This window comes from Staphylococcus simulans, assembly GCF_047037175.1.
Taxonomy (GTDB): Bacteria; Bacillota; Bacilli; order Staphylococcales; family Staphylococcaceae; genus Staphylococcus; species Staphylococcus simulans_C.
Map to the genome: position 1 here is coordinate 2,428,263 of NZ_CP178241.1, position 23,032 is coordinate 2,451,294.

Consider the following 23,032-nt stretch of genomic DNA (forward strand, 5'->3'; position numbering starts at 1 on the left):
TGAATATATTACAGGTTTTAAACCTAGATATCAATTAATAGTATAGCAGTTACACCTGATGATAAGTATGAAAATAGCTAAATAAGGGAACAATCAGACTATCATGAATCAATATTATTTGATTGAGCCATAGATAAACTTTGGTGTATAATAGGTAGTCATAAAAAATTGACTAAATCAAAACACGCAATAAAGGAGGAAATCATGAGTAAGCAATTAATCACCTTATATTTTAATATTTTTCTAGTCTTCTTAGGTATCGGATTAGTTGTACCGGTGTTGCCTGTCTATTTAAAGGACTTAGGTTTAAATGGAAGTGATTTAGGTATTCTTGTTGCGGCCTTTGCGTTAGCACAAATGGTCATCTCTCCATTTGGAGGCAACTTAGCTGATAAATTAGGAAAGAAGTTAATTATCTGTATTGGTCTTGTGTTGTTTGCTGTATCTGAGTTTATCTTTGCGATGAGCAGTAATTATCCATTATTGATTGTTTCAAGAATTATCGGCGGGTTTAGTGCCGGTATGGTAATGCCTGGGGTTACAGGGATGATCGCAGATATCTCACGTCCTGAAGATAAAGCTAAGAACTTCGGTTATATGTCAGCCATTATAAACTCTGGTTTTATTTTAGGGCCCGGTTTCGGTGGCTTTATGGCAGAGTTCTCTCACCGTTTACCATTCTATTTTGCTGGAAGTTTAGGCGTTGTCGCATTCTTTTGTTCTTTGATCTTTATTCAAGGTGCAAAACGAGAAACGACAGATGGTTTCCATACAGTGATAGAACCCCAAGACTTGGCTAAAATTAATATTAAAGCGTTTATTACTCCGGTTATCATTACCTTTGTTTTAGCATTCGGGCTTGCGGCATTTGAAACATTATATCCACTATATACTGCAGATAAAGCCCATTATGCACCGAAAGATATTTCTATTGCGATAACTGGCGGCGGCTTAGCCGGTGCGATATTCCAAATCTTCTTATTTGATAAATTTATGAAGTACTTTAAAGAACTGACATTCATACAATTGTCATTGCTATATTCAGCAATTGTCTTATTCTTATTAATTGTTGCACATCATTACTGGTCAATTATGATTATCAGTTTTATTGTGTTTATCGGATTTGACATGATACGACCTGCGCTCACGAACTACTTCTCAAACATTGCAGGTAATCGACAAGGGTTAGCAGGAGGCTTAAACTCTACATTTACAAGTATGGGGAACTTCGCAGGCCCATTAGTCGCAGGGACGCTCTATGATGTAAATTTAGAATTCCCGCTTTATATGTCCATGATGGTCATGTTATTAGGTATTGTAATTATTATGGTAGAAAAGACCATTAGGAAAAGCAGAAGGCTTAAACAAAGTTAATCAATGCGTTTTAAAATATACTGTTGTATCGGCAACGGTATATTTTTATGACTTATTTATCTGAAAAATTCAAAAATAATATTGACGTATTGTGTCACTGGTGGTAATCTTAATACAATTCAATCAAATAGAACTCTTATCAAGAGAGGCGGAGGGATGTGCCCGACGAAGCCCAGCAACCATCGTTAAAGCGAAGTGGTGCTAATTCACAAAAAGTCATAGACTTTTGAAGATGAGAGAAAGAATCGAAAGCTTTCTCTTATTTTAATGAGAAGGCTTTTTCTTTTGATAAGGGGGATTTGGTAAATATGACTTAGGGATGGTGCAAAAGCAATGAAGAAAATAAGTAGTTTAATCGGGTTATTCGTATTATTAGTCGTACTCGCTGCGTGCGGCAAGGGTGGAGACAAAGAAAAAATTACAGTGGCAGCTTCTCCGGCACCGCATGGTGAAGTTTTAGAACATGCGAAGAAAGCCATGAAGGATAAAGGGTACGACTTAGAAGTGAAAGTCGTGAATGATTATAAAGTACCGAACAAATTATTAGATAAAGGAGATGTGGATGCGAACCTTTTCCAACACGTTCCTTATTTAAAAGCTGAGAAGAAATCACATGGTTATAAAATTGAAGAAGTCGGAAAAGTATTCACAACGCCAATGGGTGTCTATAGTAAAAAGTATAAAAATCTAAAAGATATTCCAAAAGGTTCTACAATCTATGTTTCAAACAACCCTGCTGAAGAAGGACGCTTCTTATCTTTCTTCGTCAATGAAGGCTTAGTTAAAATTAAAGATGGCGTGAAAATTGAAGATGCGAAATTTGATGATATTGTTGAAAATAAAAATGACTTAAAATTCAATAATCAACAAGGTGCAGAATTCTTGCCGAAAACGTATAAAAGCGGAGAAGGCGCAGCGGTCATTATGAACTCAAAATATGCGATTGACAATGGTTTAAAACCTTCTAAAGATGCGATTGTGATGGAAAACGAATCATCTCCATTTGCGAACATTCTTGCAGTTCAAGAAGGACATAAAAACGATAAAAAATTCCAAGAGTTAATCAAAGTCTTACAATCAAAAGATATGAAGGAATTCATTAAGAAAGAATACGGTAAAGACGTTATTCCATATGAAGCGAAATAAAGGAGTGGCATGAATATGGCAAAACTAGGCATTATTGGTGTAGGTCGCGTTGGGAGTCAAGTCCTGACCGATGCACAATACTTAGGTCATTTTTCAGAAATTGTAGTCATTGATACAAATGAAAATTTAGCACAAGGCGAAGTCTTAGATCATCGTCATTTACAAGGTTTAAATCATACACACCGTACGAAACTTCAAGTTGGCGGCTATCAAGACTTAGTGGATGCAGATATTGTGATTGTGTCAGCAAGTGCAGCATCAACACCAGACATGAAAGACCGTACATTGCTTACAAAAGCAAATAGTGTCATTGTGAATGATGTGTTCAGGCAACTGTCAGCAGTGACAAAAGAGGCCGTTGTTATTTTGATTTCTAATCCGGTGGATGCGATGACATACCTTGCACATCAAGCAGGTTATCCAGCTGATAAAGTGATTGGTACGGGTACGATTTTAGAATCTTCACGTTTTCGTACTTTAATCGCAGATCACTATAATGTAGATCCTAAAGACGTGGAAGGTTTTGTGTTAGGTGAACATGGTTCGCATTGTGTACCAATTTGGAGCCGCGTGCGTATACATGGTATTGATTTACCAGAGTTTGAACAATTATCAGGTCATACACCGATTGACCGTGGTGCCATTTCAACACGTATCGATGAAGTGTCTTTTGAAGTCTTCAAGAAAAAAGGGTGGACGAATTCAGCGATTTCAAGAGCTTCTGTACAACTTGCCCAATCGATATTATTTGATGAACATACGATTGAACCCATTAGCGGTTTAGTTCAAGGGGCATATGGTTTAGTCGATGGTGCGCTAAGCTTATTGACGCTAGTTGATAGAACAGGTATAAAACAACGCTTACCAATTGAGTTGTCTGAAGAAGAACATCAACAATTAGAAGCGGCACACGAGTTCATTCAAACAGCAATAAAACAAGGTGAAGCAGCAATTCAAGAACAAGTAAAATAATGATAGAGACAAGCAATCTAACATGGGTTGCTTGTCTTGTTTTTTTATGTGCCTTTGATAATCATACTCAATCGTAATATATTGTCACATCTAGGTAACGTTTGGCATGATACACGTAAAATAAAAAGAAAATATATCTTTGTTTAATGTTGAAAAAGTCAGTAGAATTGCGGTTGAAAGCTCTTACACAACTCAACCTCGTTTCGCTATCTTTCGTGTCTGTTATGTAACATATGTTACGTATATTACATTTAGTTTAAATAGCTTACTACCTAACAAAAAGGTGTGTTTTTTATGTTAAGATTGAAATCACGAAATAGAGGTTAAGAGGTATTAAGAATGAGAGCGTTTATTTTATGGGTGTCCGCTGCCATTCTTTCATGTTGTTTGATTTTCTTATTAGTATTAGTCACAAATGAAAATGAACTTGCGAAATTCCAAAATGGCGTTTCTTCATTTATGCAAAGTGACAAACAAGCTTCATCTGATCAGTCTACATCAGATGGACCTACAAAATACCCTGAAGCGGCAGAGGGGCAGTCAACACAACATGCGGATGCAGCGCATAAAAATGAAGCTGAATCTAGTTCATTATTCGTGATTTCATTAACGTCCATCACAAGTGAATTAAGCCATCAATGGATTCAGCATTTTCCAAAACAAGGCAGTTCTGGCAACTAAACTCAAGTTTGAGTAAAAGTATTGTCATGACGCCTTGTTTTTTTATGTCTTGATAAGCGATGACATGCTATATTAAGAGTGAGGTGAACGCAATGAAACAGAAGAAAACAAATGCGATGCGTATTTTAGATCGCGAAGGCATCGATTATGAAATGCGTACATTTAAAATGGGAAAAGACCATATTGAAGGACAAGAAGTCGCAAAACTGATTGATGCTAATCCAGATCAAGTGTTTAAAACACTATTATTCATTAATAATAATCACGAACCTTATGTGTTTGTGATTCCAGTGGAACATCATTTAGATATGAAGCATGCGGCACAAGCTGTAGGTGAAAAGAAATTACATTTATTACCGCTCGATGAATTAACGAAAGTAACAGGTTATATCCGCGGTGGTTGTTCTCCTATTGGGATGAAACATCAGTATCCGACGGTCATAGATCAATCCGCTATGAATCAAGACAAGATTTTTGTGAGTGGCGGCTTGCGCGGCGTTCAAATGGGTGTGCATGTTTCAGAATTAATTCAAGCAACTAATGCAAAAGTAGCGGATGTTGCGACACATGAAACAAATTAAGATGAGCGATGTTGATGAGCATATGCTCATCTTTTTTTATATAACAGTGATTGTTTTTGAATGAAAGTGAAAGATTTTGATTGAAAAAGATATTGGAAGCGCTTATAATAAAGAGGAAATGAGGTGGCGATATGATAACGCAAAAAAGGTTTGAAATGATTATACAACTTTTAAAAGAAAAAGAATTCCTAACACTGCAAGAACTTATCGAATTAACAGGATGCAGCGCGTCTACGATTCGCCGAGATTTATCTAAGTTGCAGAAAATGGGCAAATTACAACGTGTACATGGCGGTGCCACACTTAAAACGACTGCTTTGAGTGAACCGAAAATGTCTGAGAAAAAAGAACGCAATTTGCAAGAAAAACGTGAAATCGCAAAAATCGCAGCGGCACAGATTGAAGATCATGATTGCATTTATATCGATGCCGGAACCACAACTTATGAAATGATTGAACATATTACAGCAAAAGACATTGTCGCAGTGACGAATGGTTTAACACACGTTGAAGCATTATTGAAACGTGGCATTAAAACGTTGATTATCGGGGGAGATGTGAAAGCAAGCACATTAGCTTCTGTCGGTCCTAGAGCCATTGAAACGTTAAAATATTATCATTTCGATAAAGTGTTTATTGGTATGAACGGTATAAATGAAGAAGGTAAATTGACAACGCCTGATGAACAAGAAGCTTATGTGAAAGAAACAGCGATGAAAGTGGGACATCATATTTTTGTTTTACTAGATAGTTCGAAATTTGGACCTACATACTTTGCGTGTGTGAATGTGCCGAAAGAAACACCCTTCGATATCTTAACATCGACCAAAGCTTTAAAGCGTTCAGATATGAAAGCATATCGCAATCATTATTCGATAAGAGGAGTGTAATAAAGTGATCTATACAGTAACCTTCAATCCATCGATTGATTACATTATGAAAGTAGATGCGTTTCAAGAAGGCGGACTTAACCGTGCACAGGAAACGTATAAATTTGCAGGAGGCAAAGGTATTAACGTTTCGCGTGTATTGAACACTTTAGAAACACCTTCAACTGCATTAGGCTTTGTGGGTGGATTTCCTGGGAAATTTATCCAAGATACTTTACAACAAGCAGGTATCAAAACCGACTTCATTGAAGTAGAAGAAGATACACGCATTAATGTGAAATTAAAATCAAATCAAGAAACAGAAATCAATGCAGGCGGACCTACAATTTCTAACTCAGCGTTCGCAGCCTTATTAGCGCAAATCAAACAAACTCATTCTAAAGATACGGTTGTAGTCGCAGGCAGTGTACCGAAAAGTATTCCAGCAGATGCTTATGAACAACTTGCGAAGATTACGCAAGAAACGGGTGCGAAATTAGTTGTGGATGCTGAAAAAGACTTAGTTGAAACAGTCTTACCTTATCATCCATTCTTCATCAAACCGAATAAAGACGAACTCGAAGTCATGTTTAATACACAAATCACCTCTGATGCAGACGTTGTAACATACGGGAAAGCTATTTTAGATAAAGGGGCACAAGCTGTAATTGTGTCGCTTGGCGGTGATGGTGCGATTTATATTGATGACAAGCATTGCATAAAAGCTTCCGTACCGACAGGCAATGTCTTAAACACCGTCGGCTCTGGAGATAGTACAGTCGCAGGTATGTTAGCGGGCTTAGCACAAGGGTTTAATGTACACGAAGCATTCCGTCATGCTGTTGCATCAGGAACAGCAACCGCATTCAGTCAAGATTTAGCCAATAAAGAGATGATAGAAAATGTGCGTTCTGAAATTGAATTAACGGACTTGAAATAGGAGTGAGCAAAAGATGAGAATCACTGAATTATTAACGCGAGAGACCATCGCGATGGATTTAGATGCAACATCAAAAGAAAGTGTGATTGATGCGTTAGTCGATCAATTAGACCATGCAGGAATTCTTAGTGATGTTAAAGCGTTCAAAGAAGCGATTATGGCACGTGAAGGACAAAGTACCACAGGTATTGGTGAAGGTATTGCGATTCCGCATGCGAAAGTGGATGCGGTGAAAAAACCAGCGATTGCTTTCGGTAAATCTAAGGCAGGTGTTGATTATCAAAGTTTAGATGGTCAACCAGCACATTTATTCTTTATGATTGCGGCACCTGAAGGCGGTGCGCAAACCCACTTAGATGCTTTAGCTAAATTATCAGGTGTCTTAATGGATGATGATGTCAGAAAGGCGTTACTACATGCCCAAACACCAGATGAAGTCTTAAGTATTATTGATCGTGCTGATGATGAAGCGCCAGATGAAGAAGCGGAAGCAGCACCTGCTGAAACTAAAAATGAGAGTCCAGAACCTTATGTCCTTGGTGTAACAGCTTGTCCTACAGGTATTGCACATACGTACATGGCGAAAGATGCTTTATTGAAACAAGCGAAGAAAATGGGCGTCAAAATGAAAGTAGAAACGAACGGTTCTAGCGGAATTAAAAACCGTTTAACATCTGAAGATATTGAAAATGCACAAGGTGTGATTGTCGCAGCGGATGTGCATGTTGAAACAGATCGTTTCGATGGGAAAAACGTGGTAGAAGTACCAGTTGCTGACGGTATCAAACGTCCTGAAGAATTAATCAATCTTGCTTTAGATACAGAACGTACACCATTTAAAGCAAGAGAAGGCAGAGGCAAAGGCCAAGCAAGCGGCAAACAAGAAAAACAAAGCGTCGGCAAAACGATTTATAAACATTTGATGAATGGTGTCTCAAATATGTTGCCGCTTGTTATTGCTGGTGGTATTTTAATGGCAATTGTATTCTTATTCGGACCGAACTCATTTGATCCGAAATCTTCTGAGTATAATGCATTCGCAGAACAATTATGGAACATTGGTAAGAACAGTGCATTCTACTTAATTATTCCGATCTTATCAGCATTCATCGCACGCAGTATTACTGAAAAACCAGGTATGGCAGCTGGTTTAGTCGGCGGTATGTTAGCAATGAGCGGAGACTCTGGATTTATTGGCGGTATTATCGCCGGTTTCTTAGCCGGTTATTTAACTGAAGGTATTAAAGCGATGACACGTCGTATGCCGCAATCACTTGAAGGTTTAAAACCAACATTAATTTATCCAATTTTATCTGTAACGATTACAGGTTTATTGATGGTTTATGTATTCAACCCGCCAGCAGCTTGGGTAAACCACTTATTATTAAATGGTTTAAACAGTTTGTCAGGTGCGAACATTATGTTACTTGGTTTAGTGATTGGTGCAATGATGGCGATTGATATGGGTGGACCTTTCAACAAAGCCGCTTATGTCTTTGCGACAGCAGCCTTAACAGAAGGCAACGCTGCACCGATTACAGCGGCGATGGTCGGCGGTATGATTCCACCGATTGCTTTAGCACTGTCAATGTTATTCTTTAAACGTAAATTCACAAGAACACAACGTGGTTCAATCGTGCCGAACTTTGTTATGGGTGCATCATTTATTACTGAAGGTGCCATTCCATTCGCAGCAGCTGACCCGATTCGTGTAATTCCATCAATGATGATCGGTTCAGGTATCGGCGGTGCGATTGCACTTGGTTTAGGTTCATCTATCGGTGCACCGCATGGCGGTATCTTTGTTATCTTAGGTACAGATTTCTCACATGCGTTACAAACTATATTGGCTATTTTAGTCGGCGCAGCAATTTCAGCTGTCATTTACGGTATTCTTAAACGTAAACCCACTGCAGATGAAATTGCCGCATCAGAATCTATGGATGAATAATAAGTTGAATTTTGCGTAGATTTAGCGCATTATAGTAGAGGCGTGCTATTAGAAATGACACGCATCACGAATCTAATTTACTGTGGTAGGTAAATGTATATTCGAATAAACAGTTAAGAGAGAGATAGCTTGTTTATCGGGCTGACTCGTATCTTAGCTGTTTATTTTTTGTTATGAAAAAATAAGTGAAATTCAGTCCGAAAAAATTACTATTTGCATGATGATTATGATATGATAATCTTGTTAGATTTTACGCTAGTTGGGAGGTGTCGCTGTGGAAATGGGAAGGATGGACTAATCATTTGTCACATTACGCAAAACGATAAGCGAAACATCATTGCCGTACATAGCGGCATATAACTTGGAGGTGAATCCCTAGCAATAGGGAACTAATTGGATAGTACGACCATAATAAACTTGTTAATTTTTATATTTTTAATCGCACTGACAACTGTGTTTGTTGGATCAGAATTTGCTTTGGTGAAAGTCAGAGCTACTAAAATTGAAGAAATGGTTGCAGAAGGTAATGGCAGTGCAGCTGTCGTCAAGAAAATGATTTCAAATCTTGACTATTATTTATCAGCCTGTCAGCTTGGTATCACGGTAACATCTTTAGGATTAGGTTGGTTAGGTGAACCTGTCTTTTCTAAATTATTACACCCAATCTTTGAATTGATTCCTATGCCTGATGCCTTAAATACAACGATTTCAATCGTTGTTTCATTCTTAGTTGTGACATATCTGCATGTAGTATTAGGTGAATTAGCACCTAAAACATTAGCGATTCAACACACTGAGAAAGTTGCGTTACTTTATGCACGTCCGCTTTATTATTTCGGCTTAATCATGAAACCATTAATTTGGTTAATGAATGGTTCTGCACGTATGATTATCCGACTGTTTGGTATCAATCCAGATGAAAATAATGATGCGATGACAGAAGAAGAAATTAAAATGATTATCAACAACAGTTATAACAGCGGTGAGATTAACCAGACAGAACTTGCTTATATGCAAAATATTTTCTCATTTGATGAGAGACAAGCGAAAGATGTCATGGTGCCAAGAACACAAATGGTTACTTTAAATGAACCTTTTACTGTGGATGAATTATTAGAGACACTTAAAGAATATCAATTCACTCGTTACCCAATTACAGAAGACGGCGACAAAGACCATATCAAAGGCTTTATTAATGTGAAAGAATTCTTGACAGAGTATGCTTCAGGCAAACCAATCAAGATTGCCAACTATATTCATGAATTACCATTGATTTCAGAAACAACACGCATCAGCGATGCATTAATCAGAATGCAACGTGAACGTGTACACATCAGTTTAGTTATTGATGAATACGGCGGTACAGCAGGTATCTTAACGATGGAAGATATCTTAGAAGAAATCGTTGGTGAAATCCGTGACGAATTTGATGATAACGAAGTCAATGACGTTATCAAATTAAATGATGACACTTTCCAAATTAATGGACGTGTCTTATTAGAAGACCTAACAGATCAACTCGGTATTGAATTTGATGACTCTGATGATATCGATACTATCGGCGGATGGTTACAAGCACATAATACAAACTTACAAAAGAATGATTATGTAGATACGTATTTCGATCGTTGGATTATTTCAGACATTGAAAATCATCAAATTATCACAGTAATTTTAAAACATGAATATAACGCTGAACGTCAATCTACTATAGAAGAAGATGAAGATGACGACAATAATAGAAGAAGTAAAAAAGATAAAAAAGACAGCGAAGAATAATCGTTATACAGTTAAAACCCTTTTAAACCGCACTTAAAGTGTTAGGTTTAAAAGGGTTTTTTCATGTTTTTTGACATAAATATGACATGAATTGAAGTTATAACTTAGTTAATAAATAGTTAATGGTATGATATAAAACCCTCATTTATAATGAGTTTAATCTTTACAAAAAATAAAATGAAATGAGGGTTTATCATGAAATTTAAAACACATTTATTAGCTGCTTCACTTTTAGCAACAACAATCGCTTTAGCTGGTTGTAACAATCAAAACAATGAACAACCAAAAGAAAAAACAGAACAGGCATCACATGATCATAAAGACCATAAGAATCATAAAGTGCTGACTGGTGAATTTAAATCAGGTGAAGAAGAAGTATCTGGTCACGTTAAAATTGAAGATAACCAAATTAAATTAACTGATTTTAAATCAGCGAAAGGTCCAGACTTGTATGTCTATTTAACTAAAGACGGCAACATTAAAGAAGGAAAACAACTTGAAATGGTCGACTATAATAAACCGACACAAACCTTCGACATCAAAGATGCAAATCTAGATCAATATAACGAAGTGACTATTTACTGCAAGAAAGCACACGTGATCTTTGGTGCTGCGAAAGTAAAATAGAGCCTTAAAATAAGAATTCAACGAGAAAAGAAGTGATGTTATGAAACGTTATATACACACAATTGAACTTGCACTTTTATTTGTGATTCGTGTTGTTGCCGGGGGATATATGCTGGTTCAAGGATGGGAGAAGTTAACAGGCAGTTTTAAAATTGAACCTTTGATTCCAGTCGTTATCAAAAATGAAGATTCTCCTGTCTGGTTCAAACTCTTTTTTGAACACATTGTTGCGCATAGTGCGCCTATCTTTAATGTAATTATACCTTTAGGGGAAATTGCGATTGGTTTAGGGTTAATATTAGGAATTTTGTCACATATTGCAAGTTTCTTTGGTGCCTTTGTTATGCTAAATTATATTTTATCAGATATGATTTTCACGTATCCTGTTCAATTAGCACTCTTTATTATTTTATTAATGAATAAAAACTTATTAAAACAAATTTCATTGAGTGCTATAATCACATATATTAAAGAAAAAGGTGATATAAAACGTGAACACAATTTTAATCGTTGATGATGAACAAGACATGGTCGACATCTGTCAGACGTACTTTGAGTACGAAGGCTATCAAGTGTTAACTGCACATAACGGAGAAGATGCTTTGAACCAACTTGATTCATCCATTGATTTAATCGTTTTGGATATTATGATGCCCAATGTCGATGGCTATGAAGTGATTAAAGAAATGAAACAACGCCAACTTGATATTCCGTTTATCTACATGTCCGCAAAAACAAAAGAGCATGATACAATTTATGCTTTGACACTTGGGGCAGACGATTACTTAAAGAAACCATTTAGCCCTAGAGAACTTGTTTTACGTGCAAATAATTTGTTGAGTCGTGTGAAACGCACGCAGATTGCACAAACAATGTTAACCTTTGATACGCTAAAGTTAAATGATCAACAAAAAAGTGTTGAGATTGATGGCGCGATTGTTAACTTAAGAATTAAAGAATTTGAACTATTGTGGTATTTAGCGACACATGAAAATCAAGCTATCTCCAAATCACAGTTATTAGAAGAAGTATGGGGTTATGACTACTATGAAGATGCGAGTACAGTGAATGTCCATATTCACCGTATCAGAGAAAAATTTGAACAATTTCATTTTGAAGCGTACACAATTACTACTGTATGGGGACTCGGTTATAAGTTTGAAAGGAAAGTAGGCTAAATGTTTTCTATTAGAACACAAGTCATTATCGGTGTATTATCTAGCGTCCTCTTGGCTTCAACCATACTCGGTATTGCGTATAAATTCATGTTGTTCAATGGACATACAACTGTGTTATTGACAGCCAGCGCCATTGTATCAAGTTGTTTAACTTTATTCATATGTAGTTTCTTTTTAACGCCGCTTGTTCAAAAGATTAAACACTTTAATGTCAGAACGAAACAATTTGCGGATGGAAATTATGAGATGGAACCAACGCAATTTACGTCTCCGAGGGAAATTAAAGAACTCAGTCATTCCTTTAATAAAATGGCGCATGAGATTACAAAACAAATGGTTCAAATTAAATCGGAACAACAAGAGAAATATGAACTGATTCAGAATTTAGCTCACGATTTAAAGACACCGCTCTCTTGTATAATTTCATATTCCGAAGCTTTAAAAGACGGGGTTATTTATTCACAAACAGATTGTCAGGAAGCCTATGACACGTTGATTAAACAATCTAATCGTCTATCTAAAATGTTTGATGAGTTAACCAATGTCGCCACATTAGATGCGCCGAACACGTATGTAGTTGAAGTAATTCAAATTGATCAGCTGCTACTAAACATCTTAAATGGGTATGAACAACGTATGAAAATAGATCATAGACATTTAGAAGTAAAGTTCTGTGACCAATTAGCACCGTTTAAACAGTATCCTCAACCGCTAGAACGTATTATCACAAACTTAATTGATAATGCGATGAACTTCTCGCCATCAGGCAGTCCGATTTATATTTGTCTTGCTGAAGATGATAAACAAATACAAATTTACATCAAAGATAAAGGTATCGGTATCGCAAAAGACGACATTAAGCGGATATTTGAGCGTACGTTCAGAGTAGAAGATTCTAGAAATTATCATACAGGGGGTTCTGGTTTAGGATTATATATTACACAAGAACTCATTCGACAAATCGGCGGAACGATTCAAGTTGAAAGTGAACCTGAAGTAGGGACGACGATGATAGTATCCTTGCCAAAATTATAAAGCAATCATAAGCAAGAAACATAGAAAGCAAAAGTAAGATAACTATAAAAAGTAAGCTTAAAAATAAAAAACAAAGAAGTAATAAAAGAAAACAGACAAGATTGAAGACCTAACCATATCTTCAACCTTGTCTGTTTTGTTATATGAAAGATTCAAATAAATATAAGCGTTGATTAGCCTTGTTGTAGCTGTTCACGACATTTTTCAAATAATACGTGGTTTTCTAAATGAACGTGTTGTAATGTTGCGTTTTCTAACGCAGCTAAACGAGTGTAAACTAAGCGCCAAGTACCACAAGCTTCGATTGGAGGTTGGAAATCATTTGTGATTTCATCCATTCTACGTAATAAGTTGCCTGTACTGTCGTGATCAGCGGTTAAATCTTCGATAATTGCTTCGACATTATCAACTGATTCACCATTCGCAAAGGCAATCAGTTGAGGGAAGTCTTTTTCATCTTCTTTTTGCGTATGTTCTAACATATTATTTTTAAAAGTTGTATATAAATCTTTTAATTCTAAAAGATACGCATGACTTGGTCCGTGAACTTTCGCTAATTTAGTGACATAAGGTGTTAAGTTTTTAAATTCTTCTTTCATTGGTTCATGATAAGCATCTTGAATGTATTGAATTAAAGAAGGGATACTTAAATATTTAGGATTGATACCTTGTCCGCCTGCATTTTGTTTACTTGCTTCATCAAGTTCAGCTAATAAATCATCTAAAACGACTCTTTTTTTATCTTTCGCAGCTTCTTCGATTGAAACTTGACCGCCACAACAAAAATCTATACCAGAACGTTTGAAGACATCTGCAGTTTTCGGATAATCTGTCACAACGTTCGCCACAATATCAGTTTTAGTAATCATAATATACGCTCCTTTTCGACTCATCTCTATTATAAGTAGAATGATGCTAAATAAAAACAAAAAGTGTTCTAAATTAAAATTATTATTGTAATCTTCATAAAAACTTCAAGGTGATTTATTATAAATTTACCCTTATAGAGATGTAAGTAACTGTCATCTCTCTTATTTTCAACAAAACGAAAAGGAATATAGTTACTTAATATACGATAAGAGTAATTGTATTGTTTTGTGACAGAATTCCGAATAATTGAAAATGGTTCTCAATAGTAGTGTGGAAGTGAGAATTTCATAAAGAAAAGAGGACTAACACTGCTTATTAAATGATTTGTAGGACACAAAAGTTGCTTAACAATAAATATATTAAAATATAACTAAAATCGAAGAAAATAACAATTTATGTATTAATACATTTATGACAAAATTTAGAACTAATTGAGAATGATATTTACTATCAATTAGTGTAGGCGTATTCTGAATTTGAGAGTCGAAGTTGCTGAGGAGAGAAATCAGAATGAAAAGTCCATACAGTAGATTGTCGAAAGTATTAGTAACGATTTTAGTTGTTGTATTCGGTATTTTACTCGCTGGTGGTTGGTTGATATTTAAAAATGAGGCGCCTCGTCCTACCAAAGTCGTGAATGAAAGTGGACAGACGATTATTTCTAAATCTGAACTCATCAGTGGTCAAGCCATTTATGAAAAGTACGGTTTGACGGATTATGGTTCTTATTTAGGGAACGGATCTTATTTAGGTCCGGATTATACTGCAGAAACATTGCATCATTATTTAAAAGGGATGCATCATTATTATGCTGAACATCTTTATGATAAACCTTTTAAACAATTAAACCAAATGCAGAAAGCAGGTATTGAAGACAAGGTAAAAAAAGAAATACGCGTGAATCGCTATTCAAAAGCGAAAGATGAACTTGTATTAACAGATGCACAAATTGCAGGGTTAAACTATGTCAGAGATTACTATCATAAAGAGTTTGTGAATAATCCTAAACAAGCAGGATTGCCACAAAATATGATTGACCAAATTAAAACAGATGATTATATGGTCAAAGGTAATAAAATTGAACATCTAAGTGATTTCTTCTTCTGGGGTGCTTGGTTATCATCAACAGACCGTCCAGATAGAGATTTTTCATATACAAACAATTGGCCATTTGATGAACAAGCAGGTAATACAATGCCAAGTGAAGCATTGATATGGTCAGCTATTTCTGTTGCGATATTAGTCGCAGGTGTTGCGATTATTATTTATTTCCAAAGACGTTATCAATTTGACATGGAATCAACGTATGACAGTGAACGTCGATTGCCTGAGATTAAAATTCAAGATACGATTACATCAAGTCAGGCTAAAACGGCCAAATACTTTGTGATTGTCATGATATTGTTCTTAATACAAATACTGCTGGGTGAATTAATGGCCCATTATTATGTAGAGAATGAATTCTTCGGCATTCCATTACAAAAACTGTTCCCATTCAATATTGCGAAGACTTGGCACTTGCAGTTGGTTATCTTCTGGGTTGCTACAACATGGCTTGCGACAGGTATTTATATAGTGCCGAGAGTGTTAGGTAAAGAGCCGAAACATCAAGGTAAATTAGTCAATATCTTATTCATTGCCTTATTACTTGTTGTAGGCGGCAGTATGCTAGGTGAATGGGGCAACATTTTAGGCTGGATTAATGATAAATGGTGGTTATTTGGTCATTTTGGCTGGGAATATATCGAACTTGGTAAATTCTGGCAAATTCTATTTATCATTGGCATGGTGCTTTGGATGTTTATTTTAGCAAGAGGCTTTATTCCAGCAATTAAAGATGGCAGTGAACAACATCGAAAACGTCTGATTTTACTCTTGTTCATCGGTGCTATCGCAATTCCATTATTCTATTTAGCATCACTCTTTATTATGCCTAACTCACATGTTACATTCGCGGATTATTGGCGTTGGTGGATTGTGCATTTATGGGTAGAAGGTATCTTTGAAGCCTTTGCGGTGATTTTAATTGGTTTCTTGATGGTAGATATGAAATTAACAACCATTCATTCGACAATTCGTGCATTATACTTTCAAATCATTTTACTGCTCGGCACAGGCATTGTAGGAATGGGGCACCATTATTACTGGCAAGGCGACCATTCAATTTGGTTAGCCTTAGGTTCAAGCTTCTCTGCTTTAGAAGTGGTACCATTATGTTTATTGATTTGGGAAGCTTACACACATTATCGTGTATATAAATTCAGTCAAATTGAATTCCCATATAAAGGTACTTTCATCTTCTTAGCTTCTACAGGATTATGGAACGCTATTGGTGCAGGTGCACTAGGTTTCTTAATTAATGCACCGGCGATTAACTATTTCGAACACGGTACACAATGGACAGCAGCCCATGCACATGGTTCGATGGCAGGGGTCTATGGCATGTTCTCTATTGCGATTATGCTATATGTATTAAGAAGTATTACGAAATCTGATTTTTGGACGAAAAACGTTGAAAAATGGATTTCTATTTCATGCTGGTTATTAAATATTGGTTTAGCTGGTATGGTTTTTGTAACATTGCTTCCGGTTGGTTATATTCAACTTGCAGACGCATTGAAACATGGTTATTGGCATGCAAGATTAACAGAATTCTACCAAAAAGATTCAGTGTTTTGGTTACTATGGGGTAGATTACCTTGGGACTTAATCTTTACTGTAGGTGTTGTGATACTACTTGTAATTACCGTACGTGCTGTGATGCACCTTAAAAAAGTTAAAAATGATAATCATCAAAAGAAAATCTGATAACTAAAAGATATTTTAAATTAGAAGAAAATGAATAACAATAAGGACAGTACAGAGTTTGACGCTCTGCACTGTCCTTTCTTAATATATGAACTTTAATGAAGTTATTTTAATGTACCAATTCTCACATCATCAGGGTGTTTGCCTTGGCGTAAGTTTTGATTTAATTGATCGATTTTTTTAATGTCTTTTTCTTGTAATTCAAAGCCAATGGCTTCAAAGTTTTCGCTGATTCTTGAAGGTGTTTGTGATTTAGGAATGACGATTCTACCGTGCATTAAATGCCAGTTTAAGATAATTTGTGCAGGTGTTTTTTCATATTTTTTTGCTAGTTTTTCAATAACAGGATCTTCGAATAAACCACGTCCACGCATTAAAGGCATCCAAGCTGTTACTTTAATACCATGTTTATCACAGAAATCTTGCAAGTCTTGTTGATTTAAGTAGGGATGGAATTCTACTTGGTTCACTGCAGGTACGATTTCAGTGTGTTCCATTAGTTTTTCAAGGTGATGTTGTTGGAAGTTGCAGACACCGATTGCTTTAATGCGACCTTCTTTATACAGTTCTTCCATGGCTTGATATGTTTCAATAAATAAGCCATCTGCTTCACATGGCCAATGAATTAAAAACATATCTAAGTAATCTACACCAAGGTTTTCTAAAGACTTCTTAAAGTATACTTTCGTATTTTCATAACCTTGATAATCATTCCATAGCTTTGTAGTAATGAAAAGCTTTTCGCGAGGAACTTTGCTTTTTTTAATCGCTTGGCCTAAAGCTTTTTCGTTGTCATAGAAATATGCGGTATCAAAAGCACGATAACCTGAATCTTCAGCAGCTTTTACAGCATGTTCCATATGTTTGTCATCAATTTTGTAAACACCTAAGCCTATGCGGGGTATTTTAACATCGTTATTCAACTTTACTTTCTTCTTCAATATGATTCGCGCTCCTTCTACTTTTTCTTCATTGTATCAAAGAAAAGATAGCTAATACTATTAAAGAGAAGCTGATACGCAATTAAATTGAGAGATATTTATTGAGAAAAAATAATATTATTTGTTAGGGATGTCTATTTAAGGGATTACAGTTAATTTTTGGATGACTGGATGTTTTTTTATGAATTCAATTGTTAAATTGTAAGTTTATCACAAAATAAAAAAAGACAATTTTCATTTTTAAATGTGAAAATTGCCTTTTTTATTAGGTACCAGAACAATTATGTCCTGGCACCAAGGAAGTTCAGTTTAATACATCTTGTGTACTAAGCCTTATTTTCTTTTGTTTTTGTGGATTGCACCCAAAATTAATGAAAGGATAACAATTAATAAAATTGTACCGATTAACGCTGGGAAGATTGCAATGCCGCCTAATGATGGACCCCAACTACCGAGTAGTGATGAGCCAAGCCAAGCGCCGACAATACCAGCGATAATGTTACCTAAGATTCCTCCAGGAATGTCTTTACCTAAAATTGCGCCGGCTAACCAACCGATTAGGCCTCCGACGATAATCATTAATATTAATCCCATAATAATAGCCTCCTAATTCAATACTGACAATGTTTTTTATTGTGCTTTTTAATTTATACCACGTATTTGAATTAGGTAATCATTTTTAACCCATTTTTTCACAAAAAGGTTTCGTCAATATGATAAATAAAAATATTATTGAATAAACGATTAGAAAAACATACCAAAATGGTGTTAATAAATTCATCACAAAAAATGAGAGAATAATCAAGAGTGTGCCAATGGTTAATGATTTAGATTGATGCTTCATAAAACGGCTTCTAAAAGTAGTATCCTCTGAACTTTGGAAGATAGTTAAGAAGATGACAGATGCGCCGATTATGAAGAATACAGGTGCTAAATAAGGAACAGACATATAATAAGATTTCTCACTTGTGTTGAATACGATAAATAAAGAGAGACTCAACAATGTGAAGACAATAAATGCCATAAATTTCTGAGTCGTAAATACAATGGGCTTATACTTACGGTCTGTCAATAACGCAAGTAAGGTCCAAATTAATATAAACGCAACCATCGCATGCGAAATAAAATCATATTTTCCGATGACGATAAGATTAATCACGCTGTTTATTGAAACTGCTATAAGAATCGTACTTAACTTAACTTGATTGTTAGATTGTAAATACATATCAATCAATATGGAAGCTGATATAATCGCAATGTTGATAATTATGTATATGAGCATAGGGTGCGTCTCCTGACTTCTAATATTCACTGGAATATTATACCAATTTCAGTACATTTAAGCATTTGAAAACACTTTAAAACTAAAAAACCTCGGGCATTTCACTGCCCGAAGCTTAAACACCTTTCATATTACTCCATAGTAATGTATGCAGTTGTGGTAAAACATAAACCTGATTCATGTCATTACTTTGCATGACTTTATCTACTAATGCCTCGTAACGCTGAAGCAAACGTGCGGTATGATTTTCTACTTCGTCATCCAAGTATGGATTGCCGACTTGTAAATAAAATGGTAAGTCTGGATAACGATGATGCATCTGTTTTGCGAATTCATAGTCCGCATCATCAAAGACAACGACTTTAAGATTTAATGTGTCTTTCACACACTGATTTATCACTTCATCAAGTATCTGCAAGTTAGGTTTCATACCTGAACTTGGCGGCTTAGGACTGATAGTTAAATCATTGATTTGACGCATCCACGGTTGGAAGCGGCTACCTTGTGTTTCTAAGGCACTTTCAATATTTTTCTCTTCAAAGAGATCCACTAAGTCTTGAATCCCTTTGATTAATGCAGGGTTGCCGCCAGAGATTGTGACATGATTGAAACAATCGCCGCCAATTTCATAGAGACGGTCATAGATTTCTTCTGCCGTCATCATTTGAATTTCATCTTTCATACTGCCATCCCAAGTAAAGCTGGAGTCACACCAGCTGCAGCGATAATCGCAACCTGCAGTACGCACAAACATCGTTTTGCGTCCGATGACGCGTCCTTCACCTTGAATGGTCGGTCCGAAAATTTCTAGCACAGGAATTTTAGCCATGACGGAACTCCTTAGGGCGATAAACTACATAACTAGAAGGTGTTTCGCGTAAATAAACTTGTGCACATTTTGGTTGATTTGGTTGTTTAGCTAAAATGTCTTCTGTCAGCTGACAAATCGTTTGTGCAACCACTTCAGTGGATGGCATTTTATCTTTGAAAAGCGGTAAGTCATTTAATAAATAATGGTCGAATTGTTCATGAATTTGTTTTTTTAAAGCTGCAAAGTTGATTAAGAATCCACTATGATCGAGTTCATCACCAACAATCGTTAAATTCACAAAGTAAGTGTGACCATGCGTACGGACACATTTGCCGGCATCTTCACACGGAATATAGTGAGCGCCTGCAAAATGAAAGTCTTTATTTAATTCGAAAGCGTAGGGATGTGCAACTGTTGGATAAATTTGTTGTAACAAATCAGTTCTCTCCTTTTTCTGCTAAATAAGCATTTAAACCACGTGCGCGTAATTGACAAGCCGGACATTCACCGCAGCCATCTGCGATAATCCCGTTATAGCAAGTCAATGTATTGTAACGGATATAATCTAAGACACCAAGCTCGTCACTTAATGCCCATGTTTCTTTTTTGTCTAACCACATGAGCGGTGTATGAATCACAAAGTTTTTATCCATTGATAAATTCAAAGTGACGTTCATAGATTTCACAAAATCATCGCGACAGTCTGGATAACCAGAAAAGTCTGTTTCACAAACACCTGTAATAATATGACGTGCTTTAATTTGATAGGCTAACGCGCCTGCGAATGATAAGAATAATAGATTACGTGCTGGCACGAAGGTGTTTGGAACACCATCGTCAGTCTCTTCAATTTGTAGATCATGCTGTGTCAAAGCGTTGGGTGTGAGTTGTGATAATAAAGACATATCTAAAATATGATGTTTTAAACCTTGTTCTTTTGCGATTTGTTTCGCAACTTCAATTTCAGTATCGTGACGCTGACCATACTGGAACGTCACCAGTTCTACTTCTTTGAATTTTGCTTTCGCATAAAAGAGACACGTCGTACTGTCTTGTCCTCCGCTGAATACGACGAGTGCTTTATCATCATCAAGTTTATGGGGTGCCATAAGTCAATCTCTCCTTTAAAGTGATGACCTAGCTCAATCAATAAAAAACTCGAACCTAAAATATGAAGATCTTGATAACTCAAGATGACGCATTTAGGTTCGAGTTGCTATAGACAATGACGTAGTATATTGACTATCTCTATAAAAGATAGACGATTGAAAGTAAAAGTCTAGTTTTTTATAGAGGGTATCAGCTAGGAACCTCTGTGTTTTAATGTCGATAGATAGAATAATATATTTCCTCATTAAAATCAAGGTGTCTTGGTTTCTACTATTACAAAATTTAGTGACATCTTGTAAAATGAAGTTAATAGCATTGTTCGACGAAACAAATAGAATGTTGAGTAAGGGGACAAGTTGAGAATGATTATAATGATAGATAATAAAGACTCATTTACATATAACTTAGTAGACTATCTGCAGACAGAAAGCAATGAAGCAGTAAAAGTGATAGATGTTGATGCGCTCGATATAAATACACTAGAAATGATGGAGCCGCATGCGCTTGTAATTTCTCCAGGTCCTGGAAGTCCAAGCGACTATCCGATTTTAAATGAAGTCATCCATACATTTGAAGGGCGTGTTCCTATATTAGGCGTATGTTTAGGATTTCAATTCATCGTTGAACATTATGGCGGTGCGATTATTCATAGTTCACGTCCTGTACATGGACACACGACATTAATTACAAATAATGAACAAGGTATATTTGCAGGGTTGCCTAAACAATTTCATGTGATGCGTTACCATTCTTTATGTGCAGATGCCTTGCGTATGCCTGACGTCTTAGAGGTGACTGCACGAAATGATGAAGCCATTGTGATGGCAGTCGCACATAGAAGTTATCCGATTTATGGTGTGCAATATCATCCTGAATCGATTTTAAGCGAATATGGTCATGAACAAATTCGACTCTTTCTTGAGCAGGCAGGTGAAAACGTTGCGCGCGCACTTTAATTACCGTTACTACACAGATGAAGAAGACTATAAGCAGTATCAGTACCATTTCAATACAATTTTGGATCAGAAGATTGCTTACGATTTAAACGAGGTGCATCAGGTCATCGATTTCGCTGAACAAGCACACCAATCTGGGCAATATGTTTGTGTGTATCTGCCTTATGAAGCTGCACCTGCGTTTAATTCAGAAATGGCAGTCAACCAACCTCAGATTACAAACTATGTCTATGCGGCAGCCTATGTATTTGATTCGCCTGAAACAATAGAAGAAAAGTATAAGCCAGACATCGTACGTCCGCACTTTCAATTTAAATTGCCGAAAGCAACGATGATTGAACATATCCGACAAGTTCAAGCAGCCATTGTAGATGGTCATACGTACCAAGTGAACTATACAACAAGAATGTATGACTCTATTCGTATGCCGATTCGTGCGATGTATCATTATTTAACAAGAAGCAGTCACGGTAACTACACAGCCTTGTTGGATACAAAAGAACTGCAAATTGCGTCCATTTCACCTGAACTCTTCTTTCAAAGAGGGGCCTTTAAAGAGATACCAGACGTAGTCTTAAGCAAACCTATGAAAGGCACGATGCCGAGAGGGAAAGATCAAGCGGAGGATGACGCTTACTATCAACAATTAGCGCAATCCAAAAAAGACCAAGCTGAGAATGTGATGATTGTTGATTTATTACGTAATGATATCGCGCGTATTTCACAACCAGGCAGTGTTAAGGTTTATCAACCGTTTCATATTGAGCGTTATCAAACAGTCTTCCAAATGACAAGTATGGTCACAGGACAATTACCTAAAGCGACGTCATTACACCGTATACTGACTGCGCTTTTCCCATGTGGCTCGATTACAGGTGCACCGAAACTTAATACAATGCGCTATATTAAAGCTTTAGAAGGTACACCGCGTCATGTATATTGCGGTACGATTGGATTAATGATTCCAGAAGGACCGTCCATCTTCAATGTACCGATTCGCACAGTACAATATATCAACGATGAAGCGGTTTATGGTGTCGGTGCAGGGATTACCATTGATTCAGATCCAGAGGCAGAAGTCGCAGAATTTGAAGCGAAAGCGAGAATATTGGAGTGATTAG

At 36.3% G+C, this 23,032-nt stretch carries 23 protein-coding genes and 1 riboswitch; of the genes, 16 read left to right on the forward strand and 7 right to left on the reverse strand.

Going from position 1 to position 23,032, the window contains the following annotated elements; all coding sequences use genetic code 11:
• The first annotated feature begins 204 nt into the window (after nucleotides 1-204).
• The 13 genes from norA to ACFCT9_RS11815 all read left to right on the forward strand — a co-directional run bounded on the left by norA (nucleotide 205) and on the right by ACFCT9_RS11815 (nucleotide 13,133).
• Nucleotides 205-1,374 (forward strand): multidrug efflux MFS transporter NorA, encoded by a 1,170-nt coding sequence (gene norA / locus ACFCT9_RS11755; RefSeq protein ID WP_412519500.1) that lies wholly within the window; start codon nucleotides 205-207, stop codon nucleotides 1,372-1,374.
• Between the two features lie 133 nt (nucleotides 1,375-1,507).
• A riboswitch (SAM riboswitch) is annotated at nucleotides 1,508-1,613 on the forward strand.
• 94 nt (nucleotides 1,614-1,707) lie between these two features.
• Complete coding sequence (locus ACFCT9_RS11760) at nucleotides 1,708-2,520, forward strand: MetQ/NlpA family ABC transporter substrate-binding protein (protein ID WP_412519502.1); 813 nt, start codon at nucleotides 1,708-1,710, stop codon at nucleotides 2,518-2,520.
• Between the two features lie 15 nt (nucleotides 2,521-2,535).
• Nucleotides 2,536-3,492, forward strand: coding sequence for a lactate/malate family dehydrogenase (locus tag ACFCT9_RS11765; protein ID WP_412519504.1), 957 nt, complete (start codon nucleotides 2,536-2,538; stop codon nucleotides 3,490-3,492).
• A gap of 339 nt (nucleotides 3,493-3,831) precedes the next feature.
• Entirely contained in the window at nucleotides 3,832-4,173 is a 342-nt protein-coding gene (locus ACFCT9_RS11770; protein ID WP_412519506.1) for a hypothetical protein, read from the forward strand.
• A 92-nt stretch (nucleotides 4,174-4,265) separates the two neighbouring features.
• Nucleotides 4,266-4,754: a Cys-tRNA(Pro) deacylase gene (gene ybaK / locus ACFCT9_RS11775; protein ID WP_412519508.1), complete on the forward strand. Its 489-nt coding sequence runs from the start codon at nucleotides 4,266-4,268 to the stop codon at nucleotides 4,752-4,754.
• A 131-nt stretch (nucleotides 4,755-4,885) separates the two neighbouring features.
• Entirely contained in the window at nucleotides 4,886-5,644 is a 759-nt protein-coding gene (locus ACFCT9_RS11780; protein ID WP_412519509.1) for a DeoR/GlpR family DNA-binding transcription regulator, read from the forward strand.
• Nucleotides 5,645-5,648: 4 nt separating this feature from the next.
• Nucleotides 5,649-6,563: a 1-phosphofructokinase gene (gene pfkB, locus ACFCT9_RS11785; protein WP_412519510.1), complete on the forward strand. Its 915-nt coding sequence runs from the start codon at nucleotides 5,649-5,651 to the stop codon at nucleotides 6,561-6,563.
• A 13-nt stretch (nucleotides 6,564-6,576) separates the two neighbouring features.
• Entirely contained in the window at nucleotides 6,577-8,514 is a 1,938-nt protein-coding gene (locus ACFCT9_RS11790; RefSeq protein ID WP_412519512.1) for a fructose-specific PTS transporter subunit EIIC, read from the forward strand.
• Between the two features lie 393 nt (nucleotides 8,515-8,907).
• Nucleotides 8,908-10,293: a hemolysin family protein gene (locus tag ACFCT9_RS11795; RefSeq protein ID WP_412519514.1), complete on the forward strand. Its 1,386-nt coding sequence runs from the start codon at nucleotides 8,908-8,910 to the stop codon at nucleotides 10,291-10,293.
• A gap of 195 nt (nucleotides 10,294-10,488) precedes the next feature.
• Nucleotides 10,489-10,920, forward strand: a complete 432-nt coding sequence (locus ACFCT9_RS11800) for a DM13 domain-containing protein (protein ID WP_412519516.1) — start codon at nucleotides 10,489-10,491, stop codon at nucleotides 10,918-10,920.
• Between the two features lie 52 nt (nucleotides 10,921-10,972).
• Complete coding sequence (locus ACFCT9_RS11805) at nucleotides 10,973-11,434, forward strand: DoxX family membrane protein (RefSeq protein ID WP_412521679.1); 462 nt, start codon at nucleotides 10,973-10,975, stop codon at nucleotides 11,432-11,434.
• Nucleotides 11,435-11,447: 13 nt separating this feature from the next.
• Complete coding sequence (locus ACFCT9_RS11810) at nucleotides 11,448-12,098, forward strand: response regulator transcription factor (RefSeq protein ID WP_412521680.1); 651 nt, start codon at nucleotides 11,448-11,450, stop codon at nucleotides 12,096-12,098.
• A complete protein-coding gene (locus ACFCT9_RS11815; RefSeq protein ID WP_412519518.1) occupies nucleotides 12,099-13,133 on the forward strand; it encodes an ATP-binding protein in 1,035 nt (344 codons plus the stop codon).
• 173 nt (nucleotides 13,134-13,306) lie between these two features.
• Here ACFCT9_RS11815 and scdA read toward each other — a convergent pair whose 3' ends face one another.
• Nucleotides 13,307-14,002, reverse strand: a complete 696-nt coding sequence (scdA, locus tag ACFCT9_RS11820; protein WP_412519519.1) for an iron-sulfur cluster repair di-iron protein ScdA — start codon at nucleotides 14,000-14,002, stop codon at nucleotides 13,307-13,309.
• Between the two features lie 505 nt (nucleotides 14,003-14,507).
• On the opposite strand from scdA, the gene ACFCT9_RS11825 reads away from it, so the two are divergent.
• Nucleotides 14,508-16,811: a nitric-oxide reductase large subunit gene (locus ACFCT9_RS11825; RefSeq protein ID WP_412521681.1), complete on the forward strand. Its 2,304-nt coding sequence runs from the start codon at nucleotides 14,508-14,510 to the stop codon at nucleotides 16,809-16,811.
• A 104-nt stretch (nucleotides 16,812-16,915) separates the two neighbouring features.
• Here the strand turns inward: ACFCT9_RS11825 and ACFCT9_RS11830 are convergent, their stop codons facing one another.
• The 6 genes from ACFCT9_RS11830 to queC form a co-directional block, all read right to left on the reverse strand.
• On the reverse strand, nucleotides 16,916-17,755 hold the full coding sequence (locus ACFCT9_RS11830) for an aldo/keto reductase (protein ID WP_412521682.1): 840 nt from the start codon (nucleotides 17,753-17,755) through the stop codon (nucleotides 16,916-16,918).
• Nucleotides 17,756-18,085: 330 nt separating this feature from the next.
• A complete protein-coding gene (locus ACFCT9_RS11835; RefSeq protein ID WP_412521683.1) occupies nucleotides 18,086-18,349 on the reverse strand; it encodes a GlsB/YeaQ/YmgE family stress response membrane protein in 264 nt (87 codons plus the stop codon).
• Between the two features lie 82 nt (nucleotides 18,350-18,431).
• Entirely contained in the window at nucleotides 18,432-19,034 is a 603-nt protein-coding gene (locus tag ACFCT9_RS11840; RefSeq protein ID WP_412519521.1) for a hypothetical protein, read from the reverse strand.
• 115 nt (nucleotides 19,035-19,149) lie between these two features.
• The gene (gene queE / locus ACFCT9_RS11845; protein WP_412519523.1) at nucleotides 19,150-19,863 is read right to left on the reverse strand and encodes a 7-carboxy-7-deazaguanine synthase QueE; all 714 of its coding nucleotides are present in this window, start codon (nucleotides 19,861-19,863) and stop codon (nucleotides 19,150-19,152) included.
• The gene (locus ACFCT9_RS11850) at nucleotides 19,856-20,281 is read right to left on the reverse strand and encodes a 6-pyruvoyl trahydropterin synthase family protein (RefSeq protein WP_412519524.1); all 426 of its coding nucleotides are present in this window, start codon (nucleotides 20,279-20,281) and stop codon (nucleotides 19,856-19,858) included. Before ACFCT9_RS11850 ends, queE begins: the two co-directional genes overlap by 8 nt.
• A 1-nt stretch (nucleotide 20,282) precedes the next feature.
• Entirely contained in the window at nucleotides 20,283-20,954 is a 672-nt protein-coding gene (gene queC / locus ACFCT9_RS11855) for a 7-cyano-7-deazaguanine synthase QueC (RefSeq protein WP_412519526.1), read from the reverse strand.
• Between the two features lie 363 nt (nucleotides 20,955-21,317).
• Between queC and ACFCT9_RS11860 the strand changes: the two genes are divergently transcribed.
• Both ACFCT9_RS11860 and ACFCT9_RS11865 read left to right on the forward strand, forming a co-directional pair.
• Complete coding sequence (locus ACFCT9_RS11860) at nucleotides 21,318-21,911, forward strand: anthranilate synthase component II (RefSeq protein WP_412519528.1); 594 nt, start codon at nucleotides 21,318-21,320, stop codon at nucleotides 21,909-21,911.
• The gene (locus tag ACFCT9_RS11865) at nucleotides 21,895-23,028 is read left to right on the forward strand and encodes a chorismate-binding protein (protein ID WP_412521684.1); all 1,134 of its coding nucleotides are present in this window, start codon (nucleotides 21,895-21,897) and stop codon (nucleotides 23,026-23,028) included. Before ACFCT9_RS11860 ends, ACFCT9_RS11865 begins: the two co-directional genes overlap by 17 nt.
• Nucleotides 23,029-23,032 lie beyond the last annotated feature (4 nt).

Bases quoted from the DNA above. Each gene is read 5' to 3' on its own strand.
- ACFCT9_RS11790 (WP_412519512.1), top strand. From the start codon at position 6,577: ATGAGAATCACTGAATTATTAACGCGAGAGACCATCGCGATGGATTTA.
- ACFCT9_RS11780 (WP_412519509.1), top strand. From the start codon at position 4,886: ATGATAACGCAAAAAAGGTTTGAAATGATTATACAACTTTTAAAAGAA.
- ACFCT9_RS11815 (WP_412519518.1), top strand. From the start codon at position 12,099: ATGTTTTCTATTAGAACACAAGTCATTATCGGTGTATTATCTAGCGTC.
- queE (WP_412519523.1), bottom strand. From the start codon at position 19,863: ATGGCTAAAATTCCTGTGCTAGAAATTTTCGGACCGACCATTCAAGGT.
- queC (WP_412519526.1), bottom strand. From the start codon at position 20,954: ATGGCACCCCATAAACTTGATGATGATAAAGCACTCGTCGTATTCAGC.
- ACFCT9_RS11760 (WP_412519502.1), top strand. From the start codon at position 1,708: ATGAAGAAAATAAGTAGTTTAATCGGGTTATTCGTATTATTAGTCGTA.
- ACFCT9_RS11840 (WP_412519521.1), bottom strand. From the start codon at position 19,034: ATGCTCATATACATAATTATCAACATTGCGATTATATCAGCTTCCATA.
- ACFCT9_RS11800 (WP_412519516.1), top strand. From the start codon at position 10,489: ATGAAATTTAAAACACATTTATTAGCTGCTTCACTTTTAGCAACAACA.
- ACFCT9_RS11765 (WP_412519504.1), top strand. From the start codon at position 2,536: ATGGCAAAACTAGGCATTATTGGTGTAGGTCGCGTTGGGAGTCAAGTC.
- ACFCT9_RS11770 (WP_412519506.1), top strand. From the start codon at position 3,832: ATGAGAGCGTTTATTTTATGGGTGTCCGCTGCCATTCTTTCATGTTGT.
- ACFCT9_RS11860 (WP_412519528.1), top strand. From the start codon at position 21,318: ATGATTATAATGATAGATAATAAAGACTCATTTACATATAACTTAGTA.
- scdA (WP_412519519.1), bottom strand. From the start codon at position 14,002: ATGATTACTAAAACTGATATTGTGGCGAACGTTGTGACAGATTATCCG.
- ACFCT9_RS11810 (WP_412521680.1), top strand. From the start codon at position 11,448: ATGGTCGACATCTGTCAGACGTACTTTGAGTACGAAGGCTATCAAGTG.
- ybaK (WP_412519508.1), top strand. From the start codon at position 4,266: ATGAAACAGAAGAAAACAAATGCGATGCGTATTTTAGATCGCGAAGGC.
- norA (WP_412519500.1), top strand. From the start codon at position 205: ATGAGTAAGCAATTAATCACCTTATATTTTAATATTTTTCTAGTCTTC.